This window comes from Thioclava sp. PTB-PU3-1 (genome assembly GCF_055666785.1).
This window is the reverse complement of the sequence record NZ_JBVNVL010000001.1, coordinates 62,983-77,992: the sequence shown is the minus strand read 5'-3', so window position 1 is coordinate 77,992 and position 15,010 is coordinate 62,983. Positions and strand designations below refer to the sequence as shown.

Genomic DNA, 15,010 nt, shown 5'->3' with positions numbered 1-15,010 from the left:
ATGCGGCTGGTGGGTCGGGGGAGGCTTGGCGGGCGCGGGTCGGGCCCTACCTCAGGCAGGATCACGTCTCGAGACACGCACAGACATCAGTCAGGGAGCCAGACCAGCCATGAAATATTCTCTCATCGTGGCCGCTGCGGTCTTCGGGGGCGCGCTCGCCTCCGCCGCGCAGGCCGATATCACCGTCTCCTCCAAGATCGACACCGAAGGCGGTCTCTTGGGCAACATCATCGCGCTATCGCTGGAAAATGCCGGGATGCCGGTGGAACGGCGGCTGCAACTGGGCGGCACGCAGGTCGTGCGCAAGGCGATCCTCGCGGGCCAGATCGACATCTACCCCGAATATACCGGCAACGCGGCCTATTTCTTCAACGAGGCCGATAGCGACATCTGGAAGGATGCCGCCAAGGCCCATGACCGCGCCGCCGAACTGGACAAGCAGAACGATATCACCTGGCTCGACTCCGCGCCGGCCAACAACACCTGGGCGATTGCGGTGACGGGCGCGCTGGCCAAGGAGAACGACCTCACCACCATGTCCGATTTCGGCAAATGGGTGTCGAAGGGCGGCGATGTGAAGCTCGCCGCCTCGACCGAGTTCGTCTCGTCCCCCGCCGTGCTGCCCGCGATGCAGAAGGCCTACGGGTTCAAGCTGAGCCCCGATCAGACCGTGGTTCTGTCGGGCGGTGACACGGCGGCGACCATTCAGGCAGCGGCGCGCGGCACCTCGGGCGTGAACGCGGCGATGGCCTATGGCACCGATGGCGGTGTCGGCGCGGCGGGGCTCGTCGTGATGGAAGACGACAAGGGCGTGCAGCCGGTCTACGAGCCCACCCCGATCGTGCGCGACGCGGTGCTGAAGGAATACCCGAAGATCCCCGAGGTGCTGAACCCGATCTTCGACAAGCTCGACATGCAGACGCTGCAAAAGCTCAACGGTCGTATTCAGGTCGGCGGTGAGCCCGCCGAGGCGGTCGCGAAGGACTACCTGACGCAGATCGGAGTGCTGAACTGACTGCGGCTGCGCGCAAACGGGCGGGCACAGGCTCCGCGATGGCGGGGCTGTCGCCGCCCGGCGTGCTGTTCGCGGTGCTGGGTCTGGCCGCGATCTTCGCGCCCTTCATGACCTTGGCGGCGAACCGGATCGTCGCCGGTGAGGGCAGGGCGCTCTGGACCCTCGCCGCGCCGCAGATCACGGGGCCGGGCATGGCGCTGATGCTGCTGGGGCTTGTCTTGGGGCTGCCCTCCGCGCGGCCGTATCTGCGCATCGCGGGGGCTGCGCTTGGCCTTGCGGGGCTGGTCTGGCTGCTGGTTCTCGGCGCGTCTTCCCTGCTTGCGGAGGCGGGTGACTATGCCCGCGTTTCGCCTGCGGCGGGCTTCTGGTTCCTGCTGGTGGTGTTCGCGCTGATGATGGCCGATGCGCTTTCCGCGCTGTCGCCGGGGCCAGCCGCGCGGGCCGGGCTGCTGGTTCTGGTGATCGCGTTGGTCGGGGCGCTGCTGTGGTCGGGGGCGCTGAGCGATCTGTCGATCGCACAGGAATTCGCGAGCCGGAAGGACGCGTTCTACACCGCGAGCCTGCGCCATCTGGGCCTTGCCTTCGGCTCGCTGCTGGCGGCGGCGGTGATCGGCCTGCCGCTCGGCGTGATGTCCCACCGCAACGCCGGGCTGCGCCGCGCATTGCTGCCGGTGCTGAGCTTCTTGCAGACGATCCCCTCGCTCGCGATGTTCGGGATCATGATCCCGGTGCTGAGCTGGCTGAGCGGTGTCATCCCCGGCGCCCGCGCGATCGGCATCGCCGGGATCGGCTTCGCGCCGGCCTTCCTCGCGCTCACCCTCTATTCGCTGCTGCCCGTGGTCGCCAATGTGCTGGCCGGGCTGCGAACCGCGCCCGCCGCCACGCTCGAGGCCGCGCGCGGGATGGGCATGACATGGCGCCAGCGCCTGACCCGGGTGGAACTGCCGCTGGGCCTGCCGGTGGTGCTGGCGGGGCTGCGCATCGTGCTGGTGCAGAATATCGGGCTGGCGGTGATCGCCGGGCTGATCGGCGGCGGCGGCTATGGCACATTCGTCTTTCAGGGTCTGAACCAGACGGCGGGTGACCTGATCTTGTTGGGCGCATTGCCCACTGTCGCGCTGGCGCTGATCTCGGCCATCGCGATGGACATCCTCGTCGAACTGACGACCCCTCGAACGGAGCGTGAAGAATGATCGAAATCGACGAGATCACGAAGCTCTATGAGGACACCGCAGCGGTCGACCACGTCTCGATGACGGTTGAGACCGGCACGATCACGGTGATCGTGGGTACGTCCGGCTCGGGCAAGACCACGCTACTGCGGATGATCAACCGGCTGATCGAACCCAGCTCGGGCGAGGTGCGGATCAATGGCGAGGCCACTAGCGCGCTGCCCAAGCACGAGCTGCGCCGCCGGATCGGTTACGTCATTCAGGGCGACGGGCTGTTTCCGCATTACACGATCGCGGGCAATATCGGCGCGGTGCCCAAGCTGCTCGGCTGGTCCAGAGACAAGACGCGCGCGCGTGTCGACGAGTTGCTGGACCTGTTCTCGATGGAGCCCGCGCAGTTTCGCGACCGCTACCCGGCGGAGCTGTCGGGCGGTCAGCAACAGCGCGTCGGCGTGGCCCGCGCCCTGGCCTCGCGGCCCGATCTGCTGCTGATGGACGAGCCCTTCGGCGCGCTCGACCCGATCATCCGGGCCCGGGCGCAAGCCGATCTGCGGCATATCCAGCGGCAGCTCGGCTCGACCATCGTGCTCGTGACGCATGACATGGAAGAGGCGATCCATCTGGGCGACCGGGTAGCGGTGATGGATGGCGGCAAGCTGCTGCAACATGGCACGCCCGCCGAGATCATCGCCGCGCCCGCCACCGATTTCGTGGCGCAGATGGTGGGCGGCGTGGACCGTCCGCTGCGGCTGTTGTCGCTGATCCCGGTCTCGGAGGTTCTGGAAGACGGCACTGCTGACGGTGAACCGATCGCGCCCGAGACCAGCCTGCGCGATGCGCTGTCCCTGTGCCTCTGGCGCGGCTGCGAGGCGCTGCCGGTGGCCGATGGCGATACCCCGCTTGGCCGGGTGACGCTGGCAACGATCCGCGCCCGCGCGGCGGAGCTGGCATGAGCCGTAGCGGCGTGATCCGGGCCGCCTGCGTGGCGCTCTTGCTGGCGCTGGTGCTGCGCCCGCATTGGTTCGCGCCGGTCTTTGCGCCCTTCGCCCCGGCGGGCGGTCCGGTGATCTACGAGCGCGCCTCGATCCTGTCGCTCTCGCTGAGCCATCTGGGGCTGGTGGCGCTGGCCTCCGGGCTGGCGACGCTGGTCGCGGTGGGCCTTGCCATTCTGGTGACGCGGCCTGCGGGCGCGGCCTTCCTGCCGCTGTCGCGCACGATCACCAATATCGGCCAGACTTTCCCGCCCGTCGCGGTGCTGGCGCTGGCGGTGCCTGCGCTCGGCTTCGGGGCGGGGCCGACGCTGGTGGCGCTGTTCCTCTACGGGTTGCTGCCGATCTTCGAGACGGCCATCGCGGGGCTCTCGACCCTGCCGCCCGCGACGATGGAGGCCGCCCGCGGCATCGGCCTGACCCGCTGGCAACGTCTGATCCGGGTGGAGCTTCCGCTGGCGCTGCCGGTGATCCTGACGGGCATCCGGCTGTCCGTCGTGATTGCCTTCGGCACGGCGACCGTCGGCTCCACGGTGGCCGCGCGCACTTTGGGCGAGGTGATCATCGCGGGGCTTCTGACCAGCAACACCGCCTTCGTGTTGCAAGGCGGCGTGATCGTGGGGCTGTTCGCGGTGCTCGTCTACGACGCGCTGAGCCTGTTGGAGGCCGCGCTGACGCGGCGATTGGGCAGGCAACCCGCCGGGGCGGAAGCGTAGCGCGATGCCGGGGCAGAGCGCGCCTTTTCGCAAGATCGGGGAGGCGCGCAACCCTATGTCGGATGACAGTGTTTCGCCGCGCCCGCACGCCGTGGAACAGGCTTTCCACCGCGCGACACGGTGCTGGATTTCGTTCCGCTCCCGCCATGCGAGAGGGAATAAAAGACTAATTTTATCATATGTTTGCCTGCCGCATCGACTTCGCCTTGCCGCATTACTAGGTAAGGCGCCTGTTATTCCGACCCGCCACAGGGCGGCGTCTTCGACCTATCGGAGGTATCTCGCATGAAACCCATTCGCACCCTCATCGCCATCGCAGCCCTTGCTGGGATCGTGGCTCCCGCAGCCCAGGCCGCGAGCCTTGCCGACATCCAGAAAGACGGCGTCTTCCGCGTCGGCACCGAAGGAACCTATCCGCCCTTCACCTTTCACGACGAGTCCGGCAAGCTGACCGGCTTTGACGTCGCCATCGCCCGCGCCATCGGTGAGAAGCTGGGCGTGAAGGTGAAGTTCCTCGAAGGCCGCTGGGACGGTCTGATCGCTGGCCTCGACGCCGACCGCTACGACGCGGTGCTCAACGAGGTAGGCATCACCGATGCGCGCAAGAAGAAATACGATTTCTCCCAGCCTTATATCGCGTCGAAAGCGGCGCTGATCGTGCGCGAAGGCGAGACCGACATCACCAGCTTCGACGATCTAAAAGGCAAGACCGCGGCGCAGACCCTGTCGAGCAATTTCGGCAAGATCGCTTCCGATCACGGCGCCGAGCTGATCGGAACCAACGGGTTCGATCAGTCGATCGCGCTCGTCTTGCAGAACCGCGCGGATGCGACGGTGAATGACAGCCTGTCCTTCCTCGATTTCAAGAAGCACAAGCCGGATGCCCCGGTGAAACTGGCCGCGACGCAGCCGGATGCGAACTATTCCGGCGTGATCATCGCCAAGGAGCAGCCCGAGCTGCTCGCTGCGATCAACAAGGCGCTCGACGAGATGAAGGCTGACGGCACGTATCAGAAGATCTCGCAGGAATATTTCGGCGAGGACGTCTCGAAGTAAGGCGCATGTAGAGCCGCGCGCGCCTCGGGGTTCGGCCCGGAGGCGCGCGTGAGGCTTGCAGAAAGGATCCGCTATGGCTGACTGGTTGCCCCTGATGTGGTCGTCGCTCGTGCCGCTTTTGCAGGCGACGGTGACCTTCACGATCCCGCTGACGCTTATCACCTTCACGCTGGGCCTTGCGCTCGGGCTGCTCTGCGCGGTGATCCGTCTCTTCGGTCCGCGCCCGCTGGTGTGGATCGTGCGGTTCTATGTCTGGGTGATCCGGGGCACGCCGCTTCTGGTGCAGCTGTTCCTGATCTTCTACGGGCTGCCGAGCCTCGGGATCACGCTCGATGCTTTCGTGGCGGGGCTGATCGGCTTCACGCTGAATGTCGGCGCCTACACGTCCGAGATCCTGCGCGCGGCGCTGTCTTCGGTCTCCAAAGGCCAGTGGGAAGCGTCCTATTCCATCGGCATGAACTGGCGGCAGACGATGACCCGCACCATCGTGCCGCAGGCCTCGCGGGTCGCGGTGCCGCCTCTGTCCAACAGCTTCATCTCGCTGGTGAAGGATACGTCGCTCGCCGCCGCGATCACCGTGCCGGAACTGTTTCAAGCGGCGCAACGGATCGTGGCGACCACCTATGAACCTCTCGTCCTCTATGTCGAGGCGGCGCTGATCTATCTCGCGCTCTGCTCTGTCCTGTCGGCGCTGCAGGGGCGGCTCGAACGGCGCCTCGGCCAATATGGCGGCTTTCTGGAGGAACGCACATGATCGAGCTGTCCAACATCACCAAGCGGTTCGGCGAGAACGAGGTCCTGTCGGGGATTTCGCTGTCTCTGCCAGAGGGCTCCGTGACCGCGTTGATCGGCCCCTCGGGCGGCGGCAAGAGCACGCTCTTGCGCACGATCAACCTGCTGGAGGTGCCCACGAGCGGAACTCTCGCCATCGGCGACGCCTCGGTGACGCTGACCGAAGGCGGCAAGCTGTCGCGCGCCCAGATCCAGAGCATCCGGCAACAGACCGGCATGGTGTTCCAGAATTTCCAGCTGTTCCCGCATCGCACGGCGATTGAGAACGTGATGGAAAGCCTTGTGACCGTGCAAAACTGGCCTGCCGCGAAAGCCCGCGAGCGGGCGATGTCGCTGCTCGAGAAGGTCGGCATGGCGCATAAGGCCGATGCCTGGCCCGCGACGCTTTCGGGCGGTCAGCAGCAGCGGATCGCGATTGCGCGCGCGCTGGCGCCGTCGCCCAAGGTGCTGCTCTGCGACGAGCCGACCTCGGCGCTCGATCCGGAACTGGCCGCCGAAGTCGTGGACGTTCTGGCGCAGCTTGCCCGCGAGGGCACAACGATGGTGATGGCGACGCACGACCTGCGGCTGGCCTCGCAAATCGCCGAGACCGTGGTGGTGCTGGAAAGCGGCGGTGTGGTCGAGACCGGCCCGGCGCGGCAGGTCTTCGATGCGCCCGAGCGCGAGCGCACCAAGCGGTTCATCGCCACGCTGAAATCGGGCGGCGAGACAGCGCCGTCTGATACCGACCCGCGCCCCGTCTGAGGCGCGGTCCGCCGGCAGGGCTTCAGAACGCCCAGTCCTCGTCCTCGGTCGCGACCGCCTTACCGATCACATAGCTCGATCCCGAGCCCGAGAAGAAATCGTGGTTCTCGTCCGATCCGGGCGAAAGCGCGGCGAGGATCGCGGGGTTCACGCGGGTGGCCTCGTCGGGGAACAGCGCCTCGTAGCCGAGGTTCTGCAGCGCCTTGTTGGCGTTGTAATGCAGGAAATGCTTCACATCCTCAGTCAGGCCCAGACCGTCGTAGAGTTGCTCGGTATAGCGGCCCTCGATGTCATAGAGGTCGAACATCAGCGAGAAGGCGAAATCCTTGATCTCGGCACGCTCGGCCTCGGTCACATGCTCCAGCGCGCGCTGGAACTTGTAGCCGATGTAATAGCCGTGGATCGCCTCGTCGCGGATGATCAGGCGGATCAGGTCGGCGGTGTTGGTCAGGCGCGCGCGGCTCGACCAGTGCATCGGCAGGTAGAAGCCCGAATAGAACAGGAAGCTTTCCAGAAAGACGCTCGCCACCTTACGTTTGAGCAGGCTGGCGGTCGCGTCATATTCGTCAAGGATCAGCCGCGACTTCGCCTGCAGATGCGGGTTCTCCTGCGACCAGCGGAAGGCCTCGTCGACCTCGGCCGTATTGCACAAAGTCGAGAAGACCGAGGAATAGCTGCGCGCGTGCACCGCCTCCATGAAGGCGATGTTGGACAGCACGGCTTCCTCGTGAGGCGTCGCGGCATCCGCCATCAGCGCGGGCGCGCCGACCGTGTTCTGGATCGTGTCCAGCAGCGTCAGCCCGGTGAAGACCCGGATCGTCAGGGCCTGCTCATCCTCAGTCAGCTGCGACCAGCTTTGAATGTCATTCGACAGCGGTACCTTCTCGGGCAGCCAGAAATTCGACGTGAGCCGGTTCCAGACTTCGAGGTCCTTGTCGTCCTGAAGGCGGTTCCAGTTGACGGCACGCGGAACGGGGCGCGGAACGGGGCGGGGCGTGTGCAGATCTTTCATGGCGGGCCTCACAGGGAACAGGATACGCAGCCCTGCACCTCGGTCCCCTCAAGGGCCGCTTGGCGCAGGCGGATGTAGTAGATGGTCTTGATGCCGCGCCGCCATGCGTAGATCTGGGCGCGGTTGATGTCGCGGGTCGTGGCCTCGGCGGGGAAGAACAGCGTCAGCGACAGGCCCTGATCGACATGCTCGGTCGCCGCCGCGTAGGTGTCGATGATCGCCTCGGGACCGATCTGATAGGCGTCGCGGTAGAACTCCAGATTGTCGTTCGTCATGTAGGGCGCAGGGTAATAGACCCGGCCGATCTTGCCTTCCTTGCGGATCTCGATCTTCGCGGTGATCGGGTGGATTGAGGCGGTGGCGTTGTTGATATAGCTGATCGACCCGGTGGGCGGCACGGCCTGCAGGTTGCGGTTCCACAGGCCGGTTTCCATCACGCGCTCGCGCAGGGCGGCCCAGTCGTCGCGCGAGGGCAGGGTGATCCCGAAGCGGTCGAACAGGGCCACGACGGTGTCACTCTCAGGCAGCCAGTCGCGGGTCACGTATGTCTCGAAGAAGCTGCCATCGGCATAGGCAGAGGCCTCGAACCCCTTGAAACTGCGCCCGTGCTCCACCGCCAGCCGGTTCGATTCCGCCAGCGCGTGATAGGCCACGGCGGCGAAATAGACCGAGGTGAACTCGATCCCCTCGGGGCTGCCGTAATGGATGCGTTCGCGGGCGAGGAAGCCGTGCAGGTTCATCTGGCCCAGACCGATAGCGTGGCTTTCCTCATTGCCCCTGCGGATCGAAGGCACCGCGTTGATCGCGCTCATCTCCGACACCGCCGAGAGCGCCCGGATCGCGGCGCCGACGCTCGCGCCGAGATCGCCGCCATCCATCACCTTCGCGATGTTGAGCGAGCCCAGATTGCACGAGATATCGGTGCCCATCTGCGCATAGCCCAGATCCTCATCGAATTCCGAAGGCTCGGCCACCTGCAGAATCTCCGAACACAGGTTCGACATGGTGATGCGCCCCGCGATCGGGTTGGCGCGGTTCACCGTGTCCTCGAACATGATGTAGGGATAACCGCTCTCGAACTGGATCTCGGCCAGTGTCTGGAAGAAGGCGCGGGCGTTGATCTTGCGTTTGCGGATGCGCGCGTCGTCGACCATCTCGTGATATTTCTCGGTCACGGAAATCTCCGAGAAGGCGCAGCCATAGACCCGCTCCACGTCATGGGGCGAGAAGAGATACATCTCCTCGTTTTTCTTCGCGAGCTCGAAGGTGATATCGGGGATGACCACGCCGAGGCTCAGCGTCTTGATCCGGATCTTCTCGTCGGCATTCTCGCGCTTGGTGTCGAGGAAGCGCAGGATATCGGGGTGATGGGCGTGCAGATAGACCGCGCCCGCGCCCTGACGCGCGCCCAGCTGGTTGGCGTAGCTGAAACTGTCTTCGAGCAGCTTCATCACCGGGATCACGCCGGAGGACTGGTTCTCGATCCCTTTGATCGGCGCGCCATATTCGCGGATATTGGTCAGCATCAGGGCCACGCCGCCGCCGCGTTTCGACAGTTGCAGCGCCGAGTTGATGCCGCGCCCGATGCTTTCCATGTTGTCTTCCAGTCGCAGCAGGAAACACGACACGAATTCTCCCCGCGCCTTTTTGCCCGCATTGAGGAAGGTCGGCGTCGCGGGCTGGAAACGGCCCGCCAGCATCTCCTCCATCAGCCGCATCGCCAGCGCCTCGTCGCCACGCGCGAGCGTCAGCGCGACCATCACTACCCGGTCCTCGTAGCGTTCGAGATACCTCTGCCCGTCACGGGTCTTCAGTGTGTAAGAGGTGTAATATTTGAACGCGCCGAGGAAGGTCGGAAAGCGGAACTTGGCCGCGAAGGCCGCCTCCCAAATCGCGCGCTGGAAGTTGCGCGAATACTGATCGAGCACGGCGGCGTCGTAATAGCCTTCCTCCACCAGATAGCCGAGCTTTTCATCCAGCGAATGGAAGAACACCGTGTTCTGGTTCACATGGCGCAGGAAATATTGCCGCGCCGCCATCCGGTCGGCGTCGAAGCGGATATTTCCTTCCGCGTCATAGAGATTGAGCATCGCGTTGAGCGCGTGGTGATCAAGCCCCGCGAATTCCGAGGCCGCAGCCCCGCTCGGTGTCACGTCGCTGTCGAGCATTCCTGCCTCCAGAAGGTTTCGAGACCCGCGCGCACGCGGGCGATGTCACTGTCCGTGCCTGCCAGCTCGAACCGGTAGAGCACGGGGATATTGCATTTGCGCGCCAGCAGATCGCCCGCGCAGGCGAAGAGCGCGCCGAAGTTGCGATTGCCGCTGGCGATGACGCCGCGCAGGCCCGCGCGGCGGGTGGGATCGTTGAGAAAGGCGATGACCGGTTTCGCGACCGCGCCGCGCCCCTTGCCGTCGGCATAGCTCGGGCAGATCAGGACGTAGGGGCCGGGCGGGCTTGGCATCTCTGCTTCCGCCGAGAGGGGCAGGCGCTGCGCGGGCAGGCCCAGCCGCTCCACGAAGCGCTGCGTGTTCCCCGATGCCGAGGAGTAATAGATCAGCCGTGCCTGTCCCATGATCCGGGCCGGCGCTCAGCTGAGCTGTCCGATCATGTCGGGCCGGAAGCCCGCCCAGTGATCCTCGCCCGCGATCACGACCGGCGCCTGCCGGTAGCCGAGGTCCTGCACCATTTCCATCGCGGCGGCGTCCTCGGTGAGGTCGATCACGTCATAGGAGATCCCCTTGGCATCGAGCGCTCGGGTCGTCGCGGTGCATTGCACGCAGGCCGGTTTCGAATAGACGGTGATGGTCATGTTCTGTCCCTTTGTTTGCTGTCGGCAGCGCGGGACAAGGCTCGTGGGCAGGGCGGAACAGCGCACTGCCACGCGCCCGGGCCCTCCGCCGCGGTCGTCGTCTATCTGCTCTGGCAGGTCTCCTGGCTCGCGGCTCGAGCGCCTCTTGGTCCGTCTTCCCGGCGCATCGCACCAGTGACATTCGGACTTGAGGCTCGCCGCTTACAGTTGCGGGGGCAGCGCCGGAATTTCACCGGCTTCCCTCTTCGCCTGCGGAGTGACTCGCAGGAACCAAAGCAACATCATATTGGGTTAATGCGGTGGCGGCTGTCAATATATAGATTTCCCTGCCGCGCGAAATGCGCGCGCGACAGGGCAGCGTTAAGCCTCAGGCCCCGTCGCCAAGCGCACGGATATGCGCCGGAAGGCGGGCGCTCTGGCCATACATGAAGTGGTTTTCCATCCGCTCCGAGAAGCGGCTGGCCTCGGTCTCGCGGCCCACGGCTTCGGCCATTTCGCGGATATGCATCGGGCTCGCCCCGCAGCACACGCCGAGGTAATTCACCCCGATCGCCTGCGCCTCACGCGCGAAGGCGCCGATCTCGTAGCGGTTGCAGGCCAGCGGATCGAGCGCGGTCGGGAAGGTCCGGCCATGCGGCGAGGGGCAGGTGCAGCCGTTGTGATCGGAGAGGTTGAAGAAGGTCGGCTCCGCCTTCGTGGTCCGGTAGGGCACGGGCAGGGCGCCGACATGGCAGCTTACCGCCGCGCGCACCTTGCGCAGCCACGGCATCATTGTCTGCGGCCCGCGGAAGCAGTTCAGCCCGACGACATCGGCGCCCACCTGTTCGAGCTGCTGGCAGGTCTCGACGATGCCGACTCCGTCCATCATCTCGTTGCCCGCCATCGGCGCCAGCGTTAGTACCACCGGCAGCCCCGACGCCTTCGCCGCCTCCAGCGCGCACAGCGCCTCGCCCGCGTAGTAGAAGGTCTCGCCGATGATAATGTCAGCGCCTTCCTCGACCGCCCAGCCGATCATCTCGTCGAACATCGCGCGCACCTCGGCCTGCCGTGCCGGATCGGTCGGGTCCCAGATATTCGTGTTCGAGATATTGCCCGCCATCAGGTTGCCGGTCTTCGCATTGGCGACCTCGCGCGCGATCTTCAGCGCCGCGCGGTTGAGCGGCTCCAGAAGGTCTTCCTTGCCGATCACGCGCATCTTCTCGCGGTGGCCGTTATAGGTGAAGGCCTCGACGATATCGCTGCCGGCGCGCTGGAAATCGACATGTAGATTGCGCAGCGCCTGCGGGTATTCGAGCGCCACCTCGGGCACGAATTCCCCGGCGGTCAGATAGCCGCGCCGTTCCAGTTCGAACAGGAAGCCCTCGGCGCAGATTACCGGGCGCGCGTCGAGCAGACGGGTCAGATTGTTATCATTCATGGAGAGATCCTCTCAGTTCATCCATGACCATCGTTTGGAAAAGCCGAGCCTCACAGGAAACGGAGTGCCGTTTCCTGCTGCAATGGTCCTCGGCCGGGCCGCAGCATGCGACCGCAAGACGAAAACGGGTCAGAGGCCGCGTCGGGCGCGAGCGCCGCCGCGCCGGAGCGGGGGCGGCAGCTCGATCGGCAGGGCGAAAGGCTGCGGGCTCAGCGAGTCCAGCAGCAACTCGCAGAACACCGCGACGGCAGGCGAGGTTGCGCCGAACGGATAGGCCTGCGTATGGGCGATGATCGCCGCCTTCGCATAGGGCATGTCGCCCGGTAGCCCGCCGAGCCATTCCATGTAGCCGAGCGTGCCCAGCTCACGCGCACGCAGCGGCGAGATCGGTCCTATATCGAGTTGTAGCAGTGAAAGCGTTCGTTCCAAAAGCATCGCGCCCTCCGCGCAAAAGGGCGGGAGTGGTCGCGGCACGGCGATATGCGAGGTCCGATCTGGTCCATCTCTCGTCTCTCCGTCCCAGGGCACCCCGCCCGGGTTTAAGGTGACCGAGATGCGCTAGGCGCGCATCCGAGATGGCAGGTCTCCTGACTCGCGGGTCGTAGCTTCACCGGACCTTCCCAACCTTTGCAGGTCAGTGGCGTTTCCGGTGGCGCTCGCCGCTTACAGTTGCGGGGGCAGTCACGGAGTTGGGCATCGCCCGCACCGTGTTCCCTTTTCAGCCGACCCTTTGGGGCCGGACACCATCCCGGATTTGATCGCAGGAAAATTCGGTGCTGTCCAGAACAGATTGGGGGATGTGGGACAAGCGGGCCCGCGTTGACAAAGATCAAGGTCAAAATGCGCCTCTGCGATAAAGTGCCGGCAGGTGCAAACAGGGGAGGCGAGCTCATGGCCACGAAGAAAGAAGTCATTCCTTTCGATAGCTTACGCCGCGAGGATGTCGCGCTTGTGGGCGGCAAGAACTCTTCGCTTGGCGAGATGGTGCAGGAACTTGGCGCCAAGGGAATTCAGGTCCCGCCGGGCTTCGCCACCACCTCCGACGCCTATCGGATGTTTCTCGAGGAAAACAATCTGACCGAGGCCATCGCGAGCTATCTCGCCGATTACGATGCCGACAAGATCAGCCTTCACGTTGCGGGTCAGAGCATTCGCGACACGATCGTGGCCGGAGATTGGCCAGCCTCGACCGAAGCCGCGATCCGGGAGGCTTACCGCGATCTGTCGAAGCGGGCAGGGGTGCCTGAGGTCTCCGTCGCCGTGCGCTCGAGCGCCACGGCCGAAGACCTCCCCGATGCCAGCTTTGCCGGTCAGCAGGAGACCTATCTCAACGTGGCGGGCGAAGAAGAGCTTCTGACCGCGTGTCGCAAGTGCTATGCCTCGCTCTTCACCGACCGGGCGATCACCTATCGCAAGCTCAGAGGGTTCAATCACCTCGATGTCGCGCTTTCCGTGGGCGTCCAGCAGATGGTGCGCTCCGATATCGGTGGGTCGGGGGTGATGTTCTCGATCGACACGGAAACCGGCTTCGACAAGGTCGTGCTGATCAGCGCGGCCTGGGGCTTGGGCGAAAATGTCGTGCAGGGCGCGGTGACGCCGGACGAGTTTCAGGTCTACAAGCCGTTCCTCGGGAGGGCTGGGATCAAGCCGATCATCGAGAAGAAGCTCGGGGCGAAAGAGATCAAGATGATCTATGCCGGGCCGGACGCCCCGAACCCGGTGCGCAACGTGCCGACATCGAAAGCCGAGCGCGGGAAGTTCGTCCTGTCGGATGACGAGGTTCTCGACCTCGCGCAACAAGCGGCCACCATCGAAGCGCATTACGGCCAGCCGATGGATATGGAATGGGCCAAGGATGGCGTCACCGGTAAGCTGTTCATCGTTCAGGCGCGCCCTGAAACGGTGCAGTCGCGGGTCTCTGCGGGGTCCTTGCGGCGCTACACCATCGGCGCGCACGGTCCGGTCGTCGTCAGCGGGCTGTCGGTGGGCGAGCAGGTCGCGACCGGGCGGGTCTGCCTGATCGAAGACGTCAAGGATATCGACGATTTCGTGGACGGCTCGGTCCTCGTCACCTCGACAACGGACCCCGACTGGGTGCCCGTGATGAAACGGGCCTCGGCCATCATTACCGATCACGGGGGCAGAACCAGCCACGCCGCCATCGTCAGCCGCGAATTGGGCGTGCCCGCCATCGTCGGCTGTGGCGATGCGACCCATGTGCTGCATGACGAGCAAGAGGTGACTGTCTGCTGCGCAGAAGGCGACGAGGGCCGGGTCTATGACGGATTTGCCGAGTTCACGGTCGAAGATCTGAACCTCGACGCGGTGCCGGAAACCAAGACCAAGGTCATGCTCAATCTCGCCAACCCGGCCATCGCGGCGCGCTGGTGGCGGTTGCCGATCGACGGTGTCGGTCTGGCGCGGATGGAATTCGTGATCTCGAACACGATCCGGGTCCATCCGATGGCGCTGCTGCATTTCTCCGACATCCGGGAGGCGGAGGTGCGGGAGGAAATCGAAACGCTCACAAGGGGATACGAGGACAAGGCCGAGTATTTCGTCGATCAATTGGCGCTGGGGCTCTCCCGGATCGCCGCCGTGGCCTATCCGAACCCGATGATCCTGCGGCTGAGCGATTTCAAGACGAACGAATATGCCGATCTCCTCGGCGGGCGGCAATTCGAGCCGGTGGAATCCAACCCAATGATCGGCTGGCGCGGCGCCTCGCGCTATTACGATCCCGCCTATGTCGAGGGGTTCCGGCTCGAATGCCGGGCGATCCGGCGACTGCGCGAAGAGGCCGGGTTCGACAATGTGCTGGTGATGGTGCCGTTCTGCCGCACGCCCGAAGAGGCCGACCGCGTCTTGGCGGTGATGGCCGAGGAAGGGCTGGTGCGCGGCGCCAACGGGCTGCAGATCTACGTGATGTGCGAAGTGCCCTCGAACGTCATCCTCGCCGAGGAGTTCGCCAAGCGCTTCGACGGTTTCTCCATCGGGTCGAACGATCTGACGCAGCTGACCTTGGGCATCGACCGCGACAGCGACCGGCTCGCGCCGCTCTTCGACGAACGGCATGCCGCGGTTCAGTGGATGATCCGGAGCGTCATCGAAAGAGCGCATGGTGTCGGCGCGAAGGTCGGGCTCTGCGGTCAGGCGCCGTCGAACTACCCGGAATTCGCCCGCAGGTTGGTGGAGTTCGGGATCGACTCGATCTCGGTGACGCCGGACAGTTTCCTGAAGGTCAAAGGTCACGTCGCGGAGGCGGAAGGTTAGCGCTGATCTGAGCGT

At 65.0% G+C, this 15,010-nt stretch carries 14 protein-coding genes and 2 riboswitches; of the genes, 8 read left to right on the top strand and 6 right to left on the bottom strand.

Going from position 1 to position 15,010, the window contains the following annotated elements; translation table 11 throughout:
- Nucleotides 1-109 precede the first annotated feature (109 nt).
- From osmF to ACZ7GB_RS00360, 7 genes are all read left to right on the top strand, one after another.
- Entirely contained in the window at nucleotides 110-1,015 is a 906-nt protein-coding gene (gene osmF, locus ACZ7GB_RS00390; protein ID WP_472157145.1) for a glycine betaine ABC transporter substrate-binding protein OsmF, read from the top strand.
- 38 nt (nucleotides 1,016-1,053) lie between these two features.
- On the top strand, nucleotides 1,054-2,208 hold the full coding sequence (locus ACZ7GB_RS00385) for an ABC transporter permease (RefSeq protein ID WP_472157144.1): 1,155 nt from the start codon (nucleotides 1,054-1,056) through the stop codon (nucleotides 2,206-2,208).
- Entirely contained in the window at nucleotides 2,205-3,140 is a 936-nt protein-coding gene (locus tag ACZ7GB_RS00380) for an ABC transporter ATP-binding protein (protein ID WP_078570438.1), read from the top strand. The genes ACZ7GB_RS00385 and ACZ7GB_RS00380 overlap by 4 nt, the downstream gene beginning before the upstream one ends.
- Nucleotides 3,137-3,892, top strand: a complete 756-nt coding sequence (locus ACZ7GB_RS00375) for an ABC transporter permease (protein WP_472157142.1) — start codon at nucleotides 3,137-3,139, stop codon at nucleotides 3,890-3,892. The genes ACZ7GB_RS00380 and ACZ7GB_RS00375 overlap by 4 nt, the downstream gene beginning before the upstream one ends.
- Nucleotides 3,893-4,177: 285 nt before the next feature.
- Nucleotides 4,178-4,948: an amino acid ABC transporter substrate-binding protein gene (locus ACZ7GB_RS00370; protein ID WP_472157140.1), complete on the top strand. Its 771-nt coding sequence runs from the start codon at nucleotides 4,178-4,180 to the stop codon at nucleotides 4,946-4,948.
- 73 nt (nucleotides 4,949-5,021) lie between these two features.
- Complete coding sequence (locus tag ACZ7GB_RS00365) at nucleotides 5,022-5,702, top strand: amino acid ABC transporter permease (protein ID WP_075774679.1); 681 nt, start codon at nucleotides 5,022-5,024, stop codon at nucleotides 5,700-5,702.
- Nucleotides 5,699-6,484: an amino acid ABC transporter ATP-binding protein gene (locus ACZ7GB_RS00360; protein ID WP_078603635.1), complete on the top strand. Its 786-nt coding sequence runs from the start codon at nucleotides 5,699-5,701 to the stop codon at nucleotides 6,482-6,484. The genes ACZ7GB_RS00365 and ACZ7GB_RS00360 overlap by 4 nt, the downstream gene beginning before the upstream one ends.
- 22 nt (nucleotides 6,485-6,506) lie before the next feature.
- On the opposite strand, the gene nrdF is transcribed toward ACZ7GB_RS00360, so the two are convergent.
- The 6 genes from nrdF to ACZ7GB_RS00330 all read right to left on the bottom strand — a co-directional run bounded on the left by nrdF (nucleotide 6,507) and on the right by ACZ7GB_RS00330 (nucleotide 12,157).
- Nucleotides 6,507-7,496 carry a class 1b ribonucleoside-diphosphate reductase subunit beta gene (nrdF, locus tag ACZ7GB_RS00355; RefSeq protein WP_472157138.1) on the bottom strand — a complete coding sequence of 330 codons (990 nt, stop codon included), beginning with the start codon at nucleotides 7,494-7,496 and terminating at the stop codon, nucleotides 6,507-6,509.
- Between the two features lie 8 nt (nucleotides 7,497-7,504).
- A complete protein-coding gene (nrdE, locus tag ACZ7GB_RS00350; RefSeq protein ID WP_472157136.1) occupies nucleotides 7,505-9,664 on the bottom strand; it encodes a class 1b ribonucleoside-diphosphate reductase subunit alpha in 2,160 nt (719 codons plus the stop codon).
- The gene (nrdI, locus tag ACZ7GB_RS00345) at nucleotides 9,646-10,068 is read right to left on the bottom strand and encodes a class Ib ribonucleoside-diphosphate reductase assembly flavoprotein NrdI (protein ID WP_472157134.1); all 423 of its coding nucleotides are present in this window, start codon (nucleotides 10,066-10,068) and stop codon (nucleotides 9,646-9,648) included. The genes nrdE and nrdI overlap by 19 nt, the downstream gene beginning before the upstream one ends.
- Before the next feature lie 15 nt (nucleotides 10,069-10,083).
- Nucleotides 10,084-10,305 carry a glutaredoxin-like protein NrdH gene (gene nrdH / locus ACZ7GB_RS00340; RefSeq protein WP_472157133.1) on the bottom strand — a complete coding sequence of 74 codons (222 nt, stop codon included), beginning with the start codon at nucleotides 10,303-10,305 and terminating at the stop codon, nucleotides 10,084-10,086.
- 95 nt (nucleotides 10,306-10,400) lie between these two features.
- A riboswitch (cobalamin riboswitch) is annotated at nucleotides 10,401-10,595 on the bottom strand.
- A gap of 77 nt (nucleotides 10,596-10,672) precedes the next feature.
- Nucleotides 10,673-11,722 carry a homocysteine S-methyltransferase family protein gene (locus ACZ7GB_RS00335; protein ID WP_472157131.1) on the bottom strand — a complete coding sequence of 350 codons (1,050 nt, stop codon included), beginning with the start codon at nucleotides 11,720-11,722 and terminating at the stop codon, nucleotides 10,673-10,675.
- A 129-nt stretch (nucleotides 11,723-11,851) separates the two neighbouring features.
- A complete protein-coding gene (locus ACZ7GB_RS00330; RefSeq protein ID WP_078570446.1) occupies nucleotides 11,852-12,157 on the bottom strand; it encodes a hypothetical protein in 306 nt (101 codons plus the stop codon).
- A gap of 125 nt (nucleotides 12,158-12,282) precedes the next feature.
- Nucleotides 12,283-12,485: riboswitch (cobalamin riboswitch) on the bottom strand.
- A 128-nt stretch (nucleotides 12,486-12,613) separates the two neighbouring features.
- Here ACZ7GB_RS00330 and ppsA point away from each other — a divergent pair.
- Nucleotides 12,614-14,995 carry a phosphoenolpyruvate synthase gene (gene ppsA, locus ACZ7GB_RS00325; RefSeq protein WP_472157129.1) on the top strand — a complete coding sequence of 794 codons (2,382 nt, stop codon included), beginning with the start codon at nucleotides 12,614-12,616 and terminating at the stop codon, nucleotides 14,993-14,995.
- The last annotated feature ends 15 nt before the right edge of the window (nucleotides 14,996-15,010 follow it).

Bases quoted from the DNA above. Each gene is read 5' to 3' on its own strand.
- ACZ7GB_RS00380 (WP_078570438.1), top strand. From the start codon at position 2,205: ATGATCGAAATCGACGAGATCACGAAGCTCTATGAGGACACCGCAGCG.
- osmF (WP_472157145.1), top strand. From the start codon at position 110: ATGAAATATTCTCTCATCGTGGCCGCTGCGGTCTTCGGGGGCGCGCTC.
- ACZ7GB_RS00335 (WP_472157131.1), bottom strand. From the start codon at position 11,722: ATGAATGATAACAATCTGACCCGTCTGCTCGACGCGCGCCCGGTAATC.
- ACZ7GB_RS00365 (WP_075774679.1), top strand. From the start codon at position 5,022: ATGGCTGACTGGTTGCCCCTGATGTGGTCGTCGCTCGTGCCGCTTTTG.
- nrdE (WP_472157136.1), bottom strand. From the start codon at position 9,664: ATGCTCGACAGCGACGTGACACCGAGCGGGGCTGCGGCCTCGGAATTC.
- nrdI (WP_472157134.1), bottom strand. From the start codon at position 10,068: ATGGGACAGGCACGGCTGATCTATTACTCCTCGGCATCGGGGAACACG.
- ACZ7GB_RS00370 (WP_472157140.1), top strand. From the start codon at position 4,178: ATGAAACCCATTCGCACCCTCATCGCCATCGCAGCCCTTGCTGGGATC.
- nrdF (WP_472157138.1), bottom strand. From the start codon at position 7,496: ATGAAAGATCTGCACACGCCCCGCCCCGTTCCGCGCCCCGTTCCGCGT.
- ACZ7GB_RS00360 (WP_078603635.1), top strand. From the start codon at position 5,699: ATGATCGAGCTGTCCAACATCACCAAGCGGTTCGGCGAGAACGAGGTC.
- ACZ7GB_RS00330 (WP_078570446.1), bottom strand. From the start codon at position 12,157: ATGCTTTTGGAACGAACGCTTTCACTGCTACAACTCGATATAGGACCG.
- ACZ7GB_RS00375 (WP_472157142.1), top strand. From the start codon at position 3,137: ATGAGCCGTAGCGGCGTGATCCGGGCCGCCTGCGTGGCGCTCTTGCTG.
- ACZ7GB_RS00385 (WP_472157144.1), top strand. From the start codon at position 1,054: ATGGCGGGGCTGTCGCCGCCCGGCGTGCTGTTCGCGGTGCTGGGTCTG.
- ppsA (WP_472157129.1), top strand. From the start codon at position 12,614: ATGGCCACGAAGAAAGAAGTCATTCCTTTCGATAGCTTACGCCGCGAG.
- nrdH (WP_472157133.1), bottom strand. From the start codon at position 10,305: ATGACCATCACCGTCTATTCGAAACCGGCCTGCGTGCAATGCACCGCG.